The following is a 12,141-nucleotide window of genomic DNA, read 5'->3' as shown; positions in this document are numbered from 1 at the left end:
TAATTCATTTGGTAAAAAGTTTTATTTATTTTGTTCGAGTTATTTTAGTTTTAATAAGAATTAGAAAGAGGTGATAATAATGCCAACTATTAATCAATTGATCAGAAAAGGTAGAAAGAAAGTAGCATATAAATCAACAGCTCCAGCTATGAAAGGATGTCCGCAAGTTAGGGGAGTTTGTACATTGGTTAAAACTATGACTCCTAAAAAACCTAATTCAGCTTTAAGAAAAGTTGCTAGGGTTAGATTAAGTAACGGTTACGAAGTTACGGCATATATACCTGGAGAGGGACATAACCTACAAGAGCATAGTGTTGTTTTGATAAGAGGTGGGAGAGTAAAGGACTTACCAGGAGTTAGATACCATATAATAAGAGGAGCTCTTGATTCTGCAGGTGTGCAAGATAAAATGCAAGCAAGATCAAAATATGGAACTAAGAAAGCTAAGAAATCTGCTAAATAAACATATATATAATTTGGCTTTACGACAGTTTGGTCGAGTACCGGTGAATTAGAATTGGTTTTTAAGGAGGGAAGTAAAATGCCAAGAAAAGGACATGTATTTAAAAGAGAGATTTTACCTGATCCTATTTATGATAATTTAGTTGTGACGAAACTTATAAATAATATAATGAAGGATGGTAAAAAAGGCGTTGCTCAGAAGATATGTTATGATGCGTTTAGAATAGTAGAGGAAAAGACATCTAAGGATGCTTTAGAAGTTTTTGAAACTGCTATGAATAATATAATGCCTATTTTAGAGATTAAATCACGTAGAATTGGTGGAGCTACATATCAGGTGCCTGTAGAAGTGAGATCAGAAAGAAAACAAACCTTGGGAATAAGATGGTTATTGATCGCTGCTAGGAAAAGAAGTGAAAAATATATGAAAGAAAGATTAGCTAATGAATTAATAGATGCTTCTAATAATACTGGAGCGGCTGTTAAAAAGAGAGAAGATACTCATAAAATGGCTGAAGCTAATAAGGCATTTGCACATTATAGGTATTAAGTATTTAATATTTACTGTTTTGGTTGTAGCGATCAAAACAGTTTTATTACTATATATATTTTTTGATAATTAAATACACAAAGTTCATATTAAATGGAGGCGAATTATGGCTAGAGAATTTCCACTAGAAAAATTTAGGAATATTGGAATTATGGCTCATATAGATGCTGGTAAAACTACCACAACGGAGAGGATTTTATTTTATACAGGTAAGACTCACAAAATAGGTGAAGTTCATGAAGGGCAGGCTACCATGGACTGGATGGTTCAGGAACAAGAGAGAGGCATAACAATAACTTCAGCAGCAACAACTTGCCAATGGAAGGATTATGTGATAAATATTATAGATACTCCTGGTCATGTTGATTTTACAGTTGAGGTTGAAAGATCATTGAGAGTTTTAGATGGTGCTGTAGCTGTTCTTGATGCTAAAAGTGGTGTTGAGCCACAAACTGAAACTGTTTGGAGGCAAGCTGATAAATATAGAGTACCTAGAATAGTATATGTTAACAAAATGGATGCTATTGGAGCTAATTTTTATAATTGTGTAGATTCCATAAAAGATAGATTAAGGGCTAATGCAGTACCTGTACAAATACCTATAGGTAGTGAATCTGAGTTTATAGGAATAATTGATTTGATTGAAAATGTTGCTATAATTTATAAAAATGATTTAGGGACTGAGGTTTCTAGAGAGGATATTCCAGAAGAATATAAAGAAGATGCTAGTAAATATAGAGAACTTATGATTGAATCAATAGCTGAAACAGATGAAGAACTTATGATTAAGTTTTTAGAAGGTGAAGAAATACGTGCATCTGAGCTAAAAACTGCTCTTAGAAAAGCGGTTATTGATATACAAGTTATACCAGTTATATGTGGTTCTTCTTATAAAAACAAAGGTGTTCAAGAAATGATAGATGCTGCTGTTGAGTATTTACCATCACCTATTGATATTGATGCCGTAAAAGGTGTTGATTTAGATGGTAATGAAGATTCAAGAGAAGCAAGTGATGATATAGCAATGTCTGCTTTAGCATTTAAGATACAGACTGATCCATTTATTGGAAGGCTTGCATATACCAGAGTTTATTCTGGAGTATTAAAAAGTGGATCGTATGTTTATAATTCTACGAAAGGCAAAAAAGAGAGAATTGGAAGACTTCTTAAAATGCATGCTAATCATAGGCAGGAAGTAGATGAATTAAGAGCTGGGGATTTAGGAGCTATTGTTGGATTAAAAGATACGACAACTGGAGACACTTTGTGTGATGATACAAAGAAAATCATACTTGAGAGTATGGAATTCCCAGAGCCAGTTATATCCGTAGCTATAGAGCCTAAAACTAAAGCTAGCCAGGAGAAAATGGGTCTATCTTTAGCTAAGTTAGCAGAGGAAGATCCTACATTTAAAACATACACTGATCAGGAAACAAATCAAACTATAATAGCTGGAATGGGTGAGTTGCATCTTGAGATTATCGTGGATAGATTACAGAGGGAATTTAAGGTTGATTGCAATGTAGGGAAACCTCAGGTTGCTTATAAAGAAACAATAAGAAAACAAGTTACATGTGAAGGTAAGTATATAAGACAATCTGGTGGTAGAGGTCAGTATGGACATTGTGTTATAGATCTTATACCATGTTCAGGTGATTATGAGTTTGAAAATGCAATAGTTGGTGGAGTAATACCGAAAGAATACATACCAGCTGTTGATAATGGCATTAGAAATGCTGCTCTTAATGGTGTTATAGGAGGTTATCCAACGATTAATTTTAAGGTTAGATTGCATGATGGATCATATCATGATGTTGATTCATCTGAAATGGCATTTGAATTTGCAGGTTCTATGGCATTTAAAAATGGTATGTCTAAGGCAGATCCTGTTTTATTAGAACCTATTGTTAAAGTAGAAGTAACTGTGCCTGAAGAATATATGGGTGATGTAATGGGTGATTTGAACTCTCGTAGAGGAAGAATAGAGGGGATGGAATCAAGATTTGGAGCTCAAATAATAAAAGCACAAGTACCTATGTCTGAAATGTTTGGATATGCTACAGTTTTGAGATCTAGAACTCAAGGGAGGGGTACTTATAGTATGGAATTTGATCATTATGATGAAGTGCCAAAAAATATTCAAGAACAGATAGTTAGTAAAAAATAGGAGGTATTTATAGAGATGTCAAAAGCTAAATTTGAGAGGAATAAACCGCATGTTAATATAGGGACGATAGGACATGTTGATCATGGTAAGACTACATTGACAGCGGCTATAACGACAGTATTAGCAAACAAAGGATATGCTGAAGCATTTAAATATGACGAGATAGATAAGGCTCCGGAGGAGAAAGAGAGAGGTATAACGATAAATACAGCGCATGTTGAGTATGAGACGGATGGAAGGCATTATGCACATGTTGATTGTCCGGGGCATGCTGATTATGTTAAGAATATGATAACTGGAGCTGCTCAAATGGATGGTGCGATATTGGTTGTATCTGCAGCTGATGGACCTATGCCACAGACAAGAGAACATATATTGTTGGCTTCTAGAGTAGGAGTTGATTATATAGTAGTGTTTTTAAATAAAGCTGATATGGTTGATGATGAAGAGTTATTGGAATTAGTAGAGATGGAAGTAAGGGATTTATTAAATGAGTATAAATTTCCTGGGGATGATACACCTATTATAAAGGGATCAGCATTAAAGGCGTTAGAGAATCCTACTGATATGGATGCTACAGCTTGTATAATGGAGTTAATGGATGCCGTAGATAGCTATATTCCTACGCCTGAGAGAGCTACGGATAAGCCTTTTTTAATGCCGGTTGAGGATGTGTTTACTATAACAGGAAGAGGAACAGTAGCTACTGGAAGAGTAGAGACTGGTGTATTGAAGGTGCAAGAGGAAGTAGAAATAATAGGATTGAAAGAAGAAAAGAGCAAGACAGTAATTACTGGGATAGAAATGTTTAGGAAATTATTAGATGAAGCTCAAGCAGGAGATAATATAGGTGCGTTGTTAAGGGGGATTCAGAGGTCTGACATAGAGAGAGGTCAGGTATTAGCTAAACCTGGGACAGTAAATCCACATACAAATTTTATAGGTCAAGTATATGTTCTTAAGAAAGAAGAGGGTGGTAGACATAAGCCATTTTTTGATGGATATAGACCACAATTTTATTTTAGAACGACAGATGTTACAGGTAATATAAAATTACCAGAAGGAAAAGAGATGGTTATGCCAGGAGATCATATAGATATGGAGGTTGAATTGATAACTCCGATAGCTATGGATGAGGGATTAAGGTTTGCCATAAGAGAAGGTGGAAGAACAGTAGGATCTGGGGTTGTTTCAAAAATAAATAAATAGTTTTATATATTTAAAGGGACTGATAATTTAATTAGTCCCTTTATATTTGTTATTGTAATAAATAAAGTATTGAGTTGTATTTTTATTTATAGTATAATTAAGTAGTTATACATATATATGTAGACAATTGTAGGATAGAATCATGTAGTGTTGTTTTTTGATGTGTCCATAAAAGGAGGGAAAAAAATGAGCTTAAATCAGAAAATTAGAATAAAATTAAAAGCATTTGATCATGTAATGCTTGATAATGCTGTCTTAAAAATAGTTGAGGTAGCGAATAATACTGGAGCTAAGGTGTGTGGACCAATACCGTTGCCAACGAGGACGGAGAAGATTACTATATTAAGATCTCCTCACAAGTATAAAGATTCAAGAGAACAGTTTGAAATAAGAACACATAAAAGATTGCTTGATATAGTTAATCCTACGCCTAAAACTGTTGATGCTCTAATGAGGTTGGATGTTCCAACAGGTGTTGATGTAGAATTGAAATTATAATGATTGGTTTTATGATTGATTAATATTTTAATCCGCTCATAAAGGAGGAAAGTTAGCGTGAAAAAAGCAATTTTTGGACAGAAAATCGGAATGACTCAAATTTTTACAGAAGATGGTAATATGATTCCGGTTAGTGTTATTTTAGTTGAGTCGAATGTTGTAGTTCAAGTTAAGAAAGAGGAAAAAGAAGGATATAATGCTATACAAGTTGGGTATGGAATTATAAGAGAAAAACTTGTTAATAACCCTATAAAGGGACATTTCAAAAAATCAGGAATTGATATAAAAAGGCATTTAAAAGAACTTAGATTAGAAGATTGTTCTTCTTATGAAGTGGGAACTGAAATTAGTATTAATTTATTTTCAGTTGGAGAAAAAGTAGATGTTATAGGTAAATCTAAGGGGAAAGGTTTTCAAGGAACTATAAAGAGGTGGAATGGACATAGAGGTCCAATGTCTCACGGATCTAAATTTCATAGATCTGTAGGTTCTATGGGTGCTTCATCTGATCCTTCAAGAACATTTAAAAACAAGAAAATGCCAGGAAGAATGGGCGGTAAGAGATGTACAATGCAAAACCTTGAAATTGTACAAATTATTGAAGATAAGAATATTATGTTAATTAAAGGTTGCATACCTGGACCTAATAAGTCAATTGTACAAATTAGAAATTGTATAAAAGGTTAGTTTATTTTATGAAAGGAGGAGACTAGATGTCTAAAGTAGCAGTATATAATATTTGTGGGGAAAAGGTTGGAGAATTAGAACTTTTAAAAGAAATATTTGATGTGGAAATAAAAAAATATGCTGTACACCAGGTTGTTGTTACCCAATTAGCTAATAAGAGACAAGGAACTCAGTCTGCAAAAACAAGATCTGAAGTTTCTGGTGGAGGTAAAAAGCCTTGGAGACAAAAAGGTACGGGTAGAGCTAGACAAGGATCTATAAGGGCACCGCAATGGATTCATGGTGGGGTTGTTTTTGCACCTAAACCAAGAGATTACAGAATGAATGTTTCTAAAACATTAAGAAAAGTAGCGATTACTTCTGTATTAACTAGTAAAGTTAAGGATGAAAATTTATTAGTTTTAGATAGTATATCATTTAATTTTCCTAAAACTAAAGAGATGGTCAAAGTTATGAATAACTTTAATATAGAGAGCAATATGTTATTAGTTACTGAAACTTCTAATAAAAATGTTTACAGATCTAGTACGAATTTGCAAAATGTAAAGGTGATTCCTGTGAATAATATAAATGTTTATGATTTGTTAAAGTATGATAAGCTTGTTATGACTCAAGGTGCAGTTAGAAAACTTGAGGAGGTGTATTCGAATTGAAATTAACAGATTATGATATAATTATAAGACCTATAATAACAGAGAAAAGCATGTCTATTATGGTTGATAGGAAGTATACATTTATTGTAAAGAAGAGTGCTAATAAGATACAAGTTAGGAATGCAATTGAAGCTATATTTGGAGTTAAAGTAGATAGAGTTTTTACTATGAATTATAGTGGAAAAAAGAAAAGGATACGATTTAATCTGGGTAAAAGATCTGATTATAAAAAGGCTATAGTTCAACTTACGCCAGATAGTAATGGAATAGAATTTTTTAATTCAATGAATTCTATGGAGTAATTTGTTATGAGGAGGTAATGAACTTTGGGAGTAAAAAAATTAAAGCCAACAACAGCTTCGCGTAGAAATATGACTGTAAATTCTTATGAGGAAATAACTACTAATAAACCTGAAAAATCTCTGGTTTATGGTCTGAGAAAAAGTGGTGGAAGAAATGCTCAGGGAAAGATAACGGTTAGACATAAGGGTGGTGGCAATAAAAGAAAGTATAGGATAATTGATTTTAAGAGAAATAAAGATGATATAGCTGGCTTGGTTAAAACAATTGAGTACGATCCAAATAGATCAACTTTTATATCTTTAATAGCTTATGCAGATGGTGAAAAGAGGTATATATTAACTCCGAATGGATTAAATGTTGGAGATAAGATATTTTCCGGGATTAATGCGGATATTAAGCCTGGGAATTGTTTGCCATTGAGTAGTATACCAGTTGGTACAATGATCCATAATATTGAATTAAAAAAGGGCAAAGGTGGTCAAATAGTTAGATCTGCTGGTTTATCTGCTCAATTAATGGCTAAAGAGGGAAGTTATGCTACACTTAGGTTACCAAGTGGTGAAATGAGATATGTAAGAATAGAGTGTAGAGCTACTATAGGTATTTTATCTAATGAATCACATTCAATAATTAGCATGGGTAAGGCTGGAAGAAATAGGAATAAAGGTATAAGACCAACAGTTCGAGGATCTGTTATGAATCCTTGTGATCATCCACATGGAGGAGGGGAAGGAAGAAGCCCGATTGGAAGACCGTCGCCTGTATCTCCTTGGGGAGTTCCAACTCTTGGCTATAAGACCCGAAGAAATAAAAAGTATTCTGATAATTTAATAGTAAGAAAAAGAAAATAGATAGATGATAGGAGGTTTAAATATTGGGAAGATCTGCTAAAAAAGGTCCTTTTGTTCAAAAGATTCTTTTAGATAGAATTGTCATGATGAATAAGAACAGTGAAAAAAAAGTGATAAAAACATGGTCCAGAAGTTCTACAATATTTCCAGAAATGATAGGCCATACAATTGCTGTTCATGATGGAAGAAAACATGTACCAGTTTATATAACTGAAGATATGGTTGGTCATAAATTGGGTGAATTTGCGTTAACAAGAACTTATAAAGGTCATGTTGATCAGAAGACATCTAGAGTTAGATAATATATAGAAAGGAGTTGTTGTTATGGATACAAAAGCTATAGCCAAATATGTAAGAATGTCTCCTATGAAAATAAATGTTGTATTAAAACTAATAAGAGGCAAATCGATTAAAGAAGCATATTCTATTTTGTTATATACAAATAGAAGAGCGGCTGCCGTTATAGAAAAAGTTTTAAAATCAGCAGTTTCAAATGCGGAAAATAATAATAATATGGATCGAAATTTATTAATTGTTAAGTCTGCTTATGTTAATAATGGTCCTATATTAAAAAGGTTTCAACCAAGAGCTCAGGGTAGAGCATTTAGAATTAATAAAAGAACTAGCCATATTACTATAATAGTTGGAGAAAATAGCAAATAAAGGAGGTAATAATAGAATGGGTCAAAAAGTTAATCCTCATGGTCTAAGAGTGGGAGTTATTAAAGATTGGTCTTCTAGATGGTATGCAGATAAAAAAGATTTTTCCAGGTATTTGTTTGAAGATTTTCAAATTAGGAAAGTAATTAAGAATAAGTATTATTCTGCAGGAATATCAAAGATAGAGATTGAGAGAAGTGTAAAGAAGTTAAAAATAAATATATATACGGCACGACCTGGTGTTATTATTGGAAAAGGTGGAGCTGGAATTGAAATTGTTAAATCAGAGATTCAAAAGATAGATTCAGCTGGTAGTTCAATTGTAATAAATATAGTTGAGATTAAATCATATGATACAGATGCACAGTTAGTTGCTGAAAATATAGCTTTGCAATTAGAAAGAAGAGTATCGTTTAGGAGAGCTATGAAACAGGCAATGCAAAGAACTATGAAAATGAGAGTTTTAGGAATAAAAACTGCTGTTTCAGGAAGATTGGGTGGAGCAGATATTGCTAGAACTGAGCATTATCATGATGGAACAATACCATTACAAACTTTAAGAGCTGATATAGATTATGGGTTTGCTGAGGCTAACACTACTTATGGTAAACTTGGTGTTAAGGTTTGGATTTATAAAGGTGAAGTTTTATCTAAAAAAACTTTAAGTAATGATGATAAAAATTAGAAAGGAGGAATTTTGTATATGTTAATGCCTAAAAGAGTTAAATATCGTAGGGTACAAAAAGGTAGAATGAGAGGCGTATCTAAAGCGGGTACAATGATAGCTTATGGAGATTATGCTTTAGTTGCTACAAGTACTTCTTGGATAACTGGTAATCAAATTGAGTCTGCAAGGATTGCTATAAATAGATATATAAAAAGAGGTGGAAAATTACATATAAAAATATTCCCTCATAAATCAGTTACTAAAAAACCAGCTGAAGTTCGTATGGGATCTGGTAAGGGTGCGCCAGAATTTTTTGTTGCGGTTGTTAAACCGGGAAGGATTATGTTTGAATTATCGGGCGTTTCAGAAGAATTAGCAAAGGAAGCTATGAGGTTAGCTTCGCATAAATTACCAGTAAAGACTAAATTTTTGACTAGAAAAGATTTTGAAAGAGTTGGTGGTGAATAGGACAAATGAAGATAAGTGAACTTAGAGAATTAAGGTCATTGGATATTACTGAAATGAATGTTAAATTAATTGAATTAAAATCGGAACTTTTTAATTTGCGTTTTCAATTGGCTGTTGGTCAACTATCTAATCCTATGAGAATTAGAGAAGTTAAGAGATCAATTGCTCAGATTAAAACAGCTATAAGAGAACATGAAATAATGCAGTTAAAATAATTTTGTAAAGGAGGGTAAGTAAGTGGAAAGAAATTCAAGAAAAGTTAAAACTGGTGTAGTAGTATCAGATAAGATGCAAAAAACTATAGTTGTTGCGGTAGAGGGTAAGAAGAAGCATACGTTGTATGGTAAGGTTCTTAAAGTTACTAATAAATTTAAGGCTCACGATGAGAATAATGAAGCTAAGATTAATGATAGAGTATTAATTATGGAAACAAGACCACTATCAAAAGATAAAAGATGGAGGTTGGTAGAAGTATTAGAAAGAGCTAAATAATTAAGGGGGGAGAATATAAGATGATACAGGAATTAACTAGATTAAAAGTTGCTGATAACACAGGTGCTAAGGAAGTGATGTGTATAAGAGTATTAGGGGGATCACGCAGGAAAAGTGGGAATATAGGAGATATTATAGTTGCTAGCGTAAAAAATGCATCACCAGGTGGTGTTGTTAAAAAAGGTGATGTTGTTAAGGCCATAATAGTTAGAACTGTTAAAGGTGTTGTTCGTTCAGATGGTTCTTTTATTAGATTTGATGATAATGCTGTTGTAATTTTGAAAGAAGATGGTCAGCCTAGAGGAACCAGAATTTTTGGACCTGTTGCTAGAGAATTAAGAGATAAAGAGTGTATGAAAATACTTTCATTAGCTCCAGAAGTTTTATAGATTAGAGGTGATAGAATGCATGTCAGAAAAAATGATACGGTTTACATTATTTCAGGTAAGGATAAAGATAAAATAGGTGAAGTTCTTAAAGTAAATCCTAATAAGAATACGCTTATTGTAAGTGGTGTAAATATAGTAACTAAACATATAAAGCCTAATAGACAAAATATGCAAGGGGGTATAACAAAAGTTGAAGCTCCAATAAATGTATCTAAGGTTATGTTATATTGTAATAATTGTAAAAAATCTACAAGATTAAAACAAAAATTTATTGATAATGGTACAAAAGTAAGAGTTTGTAGACATTGCGAACGAACAATTTGATTAAAGGGGGGGTTGTAATTTTGTCAAGACTTAAAGAAAAATATATTAACGAAGTTACAAGTAAATTGGTAGAAAAATTTAAATATAGTAATTTGATGCAGGTTCCTAAAATAGAAAAAGTTGTTATTAATATGGGAGTTGGAGAGGCTAAGGATAATTCAAAGGTATTAGAATCAGTTGTTAATGATATGCAATTAATATCTGGTCAAAAACCAATTATATGTAGAGCTAAGAAGTCCATATCTAATTTTAAACTTAGGGAAAATATGCCTATTGGGTGCAAAGTAACTTTAAGAAAAAGTAGAATGTATGATTTTATAGATAAATTATTTAATGTAGCTTTACCTAGAGTTAGAGATTTTAGAGGTGTATCTGAAAAAAGTTTTGATGGGAGAGGGAATTATACTTTAGGACTAAAGGAACATTTGATATTCCCGGAAATTGAATATGATAAAATAGATAAAATTAGGGGTATTGAAGTAATATTTGTAACAACTGCAAAAACTGATGAAGAGGCTAGAGAATTATTGAGATATCTAGGAATGCCATTTATGAGTTAATTTTATTAAAAGGAGGTAAAATTGTGGCACGTAAAGCAATGATTGAGAAATGGAAGAAAATGGCTAAATATAAAACAAGAGTTTATACTAGGTGTAGTTTATGTGGTAGACCACATGCGGTGTTAAGAAAATTTGGTATTTGTAGAATTTGCTTTAGAGAATTGGCTTATAAGGGGCAAATTCCTGGATGTACAAAATCAAGTTGGTAATGTTAGAAGGGAGGTAAGGTATAAATGGTAATGACAGATCCAATCGCAGATTTATTGACTAGGATAAGAAATGCTAATATGGCAAGGCATGAAACTTTAGAAGTTCCTATGTCTAAGGTAAAAAAAGAAATTTTGAAGATTTTATTGAATGAAGGATATATAAAGTCGTATGAAGATTATGATGATGGAGTAGTTCCAATGTGTAAAATATCTTTAAAATATGGAAAAAACAGAGAAAAGGTAATAGTGGGTTTAAAGAGAATTTCAAGACCTGGTTTAAGAGTTTATTGCAAAAAAGATAATATACCAAGAGTATTAAGTGGATTAGGGGTAGCTATAATTTCAACATCTAAAGGCATGATGGTTGATCGTGAGGCTAGAAAACAAGGATTAGGTGGAGAAGTTATCTGTTATGTTTGGTAAAAAATTATAATAGGAGGTGTACAAATGTCTAGAGTGGGTAGATTACCTATTATTTTGCCTGAAGGCACTTTGGTTAATATAGATTCAAATAATTTTATTACAGTACAAGGTAAAAAAGGTAAATTAGAGAAACAAATGTCTAGCGATATAATTATAAGACAGGAAGAAAGTCAGATATTTGTTGAAAGAAAAAATGAGACAAAAAAACAAAAACAATTACATGGTTTAACTAGGGCTTTGATTTTTAATATGGTTAAAGGTGTATCTGAGGGATATAGTAAGACTTTAGAACTTAACGGTGTTGGATATAGAGCTCAACTAAAGGGGAAGAATATAGTCATGAATTTAGGTTATTCTCATCCTGTGGAAATTAACAGTGTAGATGGAATTATTTTTGAGGTACCAAATCAAACTCAAATAATTGTTAGTGGTATTGATAAACAGTTAGTTGGGGAAGTAGCAGCTAAAATTAGACAATGGAGAAAACCTGAACCTTATAAAGGAAAAGGGATTAAATATTCTGATGAGATTATAAGGAGAAAAGAAGGGAAGACAGGTAAAAAATAAAT

At 32.4% G+C, this 12,141-nt stretch carries 21 protein-coding genes; all 21 read left to right on the top strand.

What is annotated here, in order from left to right; translation table 11 throughout:
• Nucleotides 1–79 precede the first annotated feature (79 nt).
• Nucleotides 80–463: a 30S ribosomal protein S12 gene (gene rpsL, locus SFBMNL_RS07170; RefSeq protein WP_005805132.1), complete on the top strand. Its 384-nt coding sequence runs from the start codon at nt 80–82 to the stop codon at nt 461–463.
• 78 nt (nt 464–541) lie between these two features.
• On the top strand, nt 542–1,012 hold the full coding sequence (rpsG, locus tag SFBMNL_RS07165) for a 30S ribosomal protein S7 (protein WP_005805133.1): 471 nt from the start codon (nt 542–544) through the stop codon (nt 1,010–1,012).
• A 106-nt stretch (nt 1,013–1,118) separates the two neighbouring features.
• A complete protein-coding gene (gene fusA / locus SFBMNL_RS07160) occupies nt 1,119–3,179 on the top strand; it encodes an elongation factor G (RefSeq protein ID WP_005805134.1) in 2,061 nt (686 codons plus the stop codon).
• A 15-nt stretch (nt 3,180–3,194) separates the two neighbouring features.
• Entirely contained in the window at nt 3,195–4,388 is a 1,194-nt protein-coding gene (gene tuf, locus SFBMNL_RS07155) for an elongation factor Tu (protein WP_042295036.1), read from the top strand.
• Nucleotides 4,389–4,574: 186 nt separating this feature from the next.
• Complete coding sequence (gene rpsJ / locus SFBMNL_RS07150) at nt 4,575–4,886, top strand: 30S ribosomal protein S10 (protein WP_005805136.1); 312 nt, start codon at nt 4,575–4,577, stop codon at nt 4,884–4,886.
• A 57-nt stretch (nt 4,887–4,943) separates the two neighbouring features.
• Nucleotides 4,944–5,573: a 50S ribosomal protein L3 gene (rplC, locus tag SFBMNL_RS07145; protein WP_005805137.1), complete on the top strand. Its 630-nt coding sequence runs from the start codon at nt 4,944–4,946 to the stop codon at nt 5,571–5,573.
• Nucleotides 5,574–5,599: 26 nt separating this feature from the next.
• Complete coding sequence (gene rplD, locus SFBMNL_RS07140; protein WP_005805138.1) at nt 5,600–6,226, top strand: 50S ribosomal protein L4; 627 nt, start codon at nt 5,600–5,602, stop codon at nt 6,224–6,226.
• 50 nt (nt 6,227–6,276) lie between these two features.
• The gene (gene rplW, locus SFBMNL_RS07135; protein WP_255325492.1) at nt 6,277–6,528 is read left to right on the top strand and encodes a 50S ribosomal protein L23; all 252 of its coding nucleotides are present in this window, start codon (nt 6,277–6,279) and stop codon (nt 6,526–6,528) included.
• Nucleotides 6,529–6,552: 24 nt separating this feature from the next.
• Nucleotides 6,553–7,380 (top strand): 50S ribosomal protein L2, encoded by an 828-nt coding sequence (rplB, locus tag SFBMNL_RS07130; protein ID WP_005805140.1) that lies wholly within the window; start codon nt 6,553–6,555, stop codon nt 7,378–7,380.
• A 23-nt stretch (nt 7,381–7,403) separates the two neighbouring features.
• Nucleotides 7,404–7,682, top strand: a complete 279-nt coding sequence (gene rpsS / locus SFBMNL_RS07125) for a 30S ribosomal protein S19 (RefSeq protein WP_005805142.1) — start codon at nt 7,404–7,406, stop codon at nt 7,680–7,682.
• Between the two features lie 22 nt (nt 7,683–7,704).
• Nucleotides 7,705–8,043, top strand: a complete 339-nt coding sequence (rplV, locus tag SFBMNL_RS07120; RefSeq protein ID WP_005805144.1) for a 50S ribosomal protein L22 — start codon at nt 7,705–7,707, stop codon at nt 8,041–8,043.
• Nucleotides 8,044–8,059: 16 nt separating this feature from the next.
• On the top strand, nt 8,060–8,725 hold the full coding sequence (rpsC, locus tag SFBMNL_RS07115) for a 30S ribosomal protein S3 (RefSeq protein ID WP_007439904.1): 666 nt from the start codon (nt 8,060–8,062) through the stop codon (nt 8,723–8,725).
• Nucleotides 8,726–8,743: 18 nt separating this feature from the next.
• Nucleotides 8,744–9,175, top strand: a complete 432-nt coding sequence (rplP, locus tag SFBMNL_RS07110) for a 50S ribosomal protein L16 (protein WP_005805148.1) — start codon at nt 8,744–8,746, stop codon at nt 9,173–9,175.
• A gap of 5 nt (nt 9,176–9,180) precedes the next feature.
• Nucleotides 9,181–9,390 (top strand): 50S ribosomal protein L29, encoded by a 210-nt coding sequence (rpmC, locus tag SFBMNL_RS07105; RefSeq protein ID WP_005805151.1) that lies wholly within the window; start codon nt 9,181–9,183, stop codon nt 9,388–9,390.
• Nucleotides 9,391–9,412: 22 nt separating this feature from the next.
• A complete protein-coding gene (gene rpsQ, locus SFBMNL_RS07100) occupies nt 9,413–9,667 on the top strand; it encodes a 30S ribosomal protein S17 (protein ID WP_005805153.1) in 255 nt (84 codons plus the stop codon).
• Nucleotides 9,668–9,687: 20 nt separating this feature from the next.
• Nucleotides 9,688–10,056 (top strand): 50S ribosomal protein L14, encoded by a 369-nt coding sequence (gene rplN / locus SFBMNL_RS07095; RefSeq protein ID WP_005805155.1) that lies wholly within the window; start codon nt 9,688–9,690, stop codon nt 10,054–10,056.
• A gap of 15 nt (nt 10,057–10,071) precedes the next feature.
• Entirely contained in the window at nt 10,072–10,380 is a 309-nt protein-coding gene (gene rplX, locus SFBMNL_RS07090; protein ID WP_042295033.1) for a 50S ribosomal protein L24, read from the top strand.
• Between the two features lie 17 nt (nt 10,381–10,397).
• Nucleotides 10,398–10,940 carry a 50S ribosomal protein L5 gene (gene rplE / locus SFBMNL_RS07085; RefSeq protein ID WP_100181639.1) on the top strand — a complete coding sequence of 181 codons (543 nt, stop codon included), beginning with the start codon at nt 10,398–10,400 and terminating at the stop codon, nt 10,938–10,940.
• A 23-nt stretch (nt 10,941–10,963) separates the two neighbouring features.
• Complete coding sequence (locus SFBMNL_RS07080; protein WP_005805161.1) at nt 10,964–11,149, top strand: type Z 30S ribosomal protein S14; 186 nt, start codon at nt 10,964–10,966, stop codon at nt 11,147–11,149.
• A gap of 24 nt (nt 11,150–11,173) precedes the next feature.
• Entirely contained in the window at nt 11,174–11,572 is a 399-nt protein-coding gene (gene rpsH / locus SFBMNL_RS07075) for a 30S ribosomal protein S8 (RefSeq protein ID WP_005805163.1), read from the top strand.
• 24 nt (nt 11,573–11,596) lie between these two features.
• Nucleotides 11,597–12,139 carry a 50S ribosomal protein L6 gene (gene rplF, locus SFBMNL_RS07070; protein WP_005805164.1) on the top strand — a complete coding sequence of 181 codons (543 nt, stop codon included), beginning with the start codon at nt 11,597–11,599 and terminating at the stop codon, nt 12,137–12,139.
• The last annotated feature ends 2 nt before the right edge of the window (nt 12,140–12,141 follow it).

This window comes from Candidatus Arthromitus sp. SFB-mouse-NL (genome assembly GCF_000709435.1).
Classification (GTDB): Bacteria; Bacillota; Clostridia; order Clostridiales; family Clostridiaceae; genus Dwaynesavagella.
The sequence above is the reverse complement of the archived record's forward strand: the minus strand, read 5'-3'. Positions and strand labels throughout refer to the sequence as shown.

What these genes read in the sequence shown, in the direction of transcription:
- rpsG (WP_005805133.1), top strand. Translation starts at nt 542, where the DNA reads ATGCCAAGAAAAGGACATGTATTTAAAAGAGAGATTTTACCTGATCCT.
- rplF (WP_005805164.1), top strand. Translation starts at nt 11,597, where the DNA reads ATGTCTAGAGTGGGTAGATTACCTATTATTTTGCCTGAAGGCACTTTG.
- rplP (WP_005805148.1), top strand. Translation starts at nt 8,744, where the DNA reads ATGTTAATGCCTAAAAGAGTTAAATATCGTAGGGTACAAAAAGGTAGA.
- rpsJ (WP_005805136.1), top strand. Translation starts at nt 4,575, where the DNA reads ATGAGCTTAAATCAGAAAATTAGAATAAAATTAAAAGCATTTGATCAT.
- rplN (WP_005805155.1), top strand. Translation starts at nt 9,688, where the DNA reads ATGATACAGGAATTAACTAGATTAAAAGTTGCTGATAACACAGGTGCT.
- fusA (WP_005805134.1), top strand. Translation starts at nt 1,119, where the DNA reads ATGGCTAGAGAATTTCCACTAGAAAAATTTAGGAATATTGGAATTATG.
- rpmC (WP_005805151.1), top strand. Translation starts at nt 9,181, where the DNA reads ATGAAGATAAGTGAACTTAGAGAATTAAGGTCATTGGATATTACTGAA.
- tuf (WP_042295036.1), top strand. Translation starts at nt 3,195, where the DNA reads ATGTCAAAAGCTAAATTTGAGAGGAATAAACCGCATGTTAATATAGGG.
- rplW (WP_255325492.1), top strand. Translation starts at nt 6,277, where the DNA reads ATGTCTATTATGGTTGATAGGAAGTATACATTTATTGTAAAGAAGAGT.
- rplX (WP_042295033.1), top strand. Translation starts at nt 10,072, where the DNA reads ATGCATGTCAGAAAAAATGATACGGTTTACATTATTTCAGGTAAGGAT.
- rpsC (WP_007439904.1), top strand. Translation starts at nt 8,060, where the DNA reads ATGGGTCAAAAAGTTAATCCTCATGGTCTAAGAGTGGGAGTTATTAAA.
- rplV (WP_005805144.1), top strand. Translation starts at nt 7,705, where the DNA reads ATGGATACAAAAGCTATAGCCAAATATGTAAGAATGTCTCCTATGAAA.
- rplD (WP_005805138.1), top strand. Translation starts at nt 5,600, where the DNA reads ATGTCTAAAGTAGCAGTATATAATATTTGTGGGGAAAAGGTTGGAGAA.
- rpsL (WP_005805132.1), top strand. Translation starts at nt 80, where the DNA reads ATGCCAACTATTAATCAATTGATCAGAAAAGGTAGAAAGAAAGTAGCA.
- rpsH (WP_005805163.1), top strand. Translation starts at nt 11,174, where the DNA reads ATGGTAATGACAGATCCAATCGCAGATTTATTGACTAGGATAAGAAAT.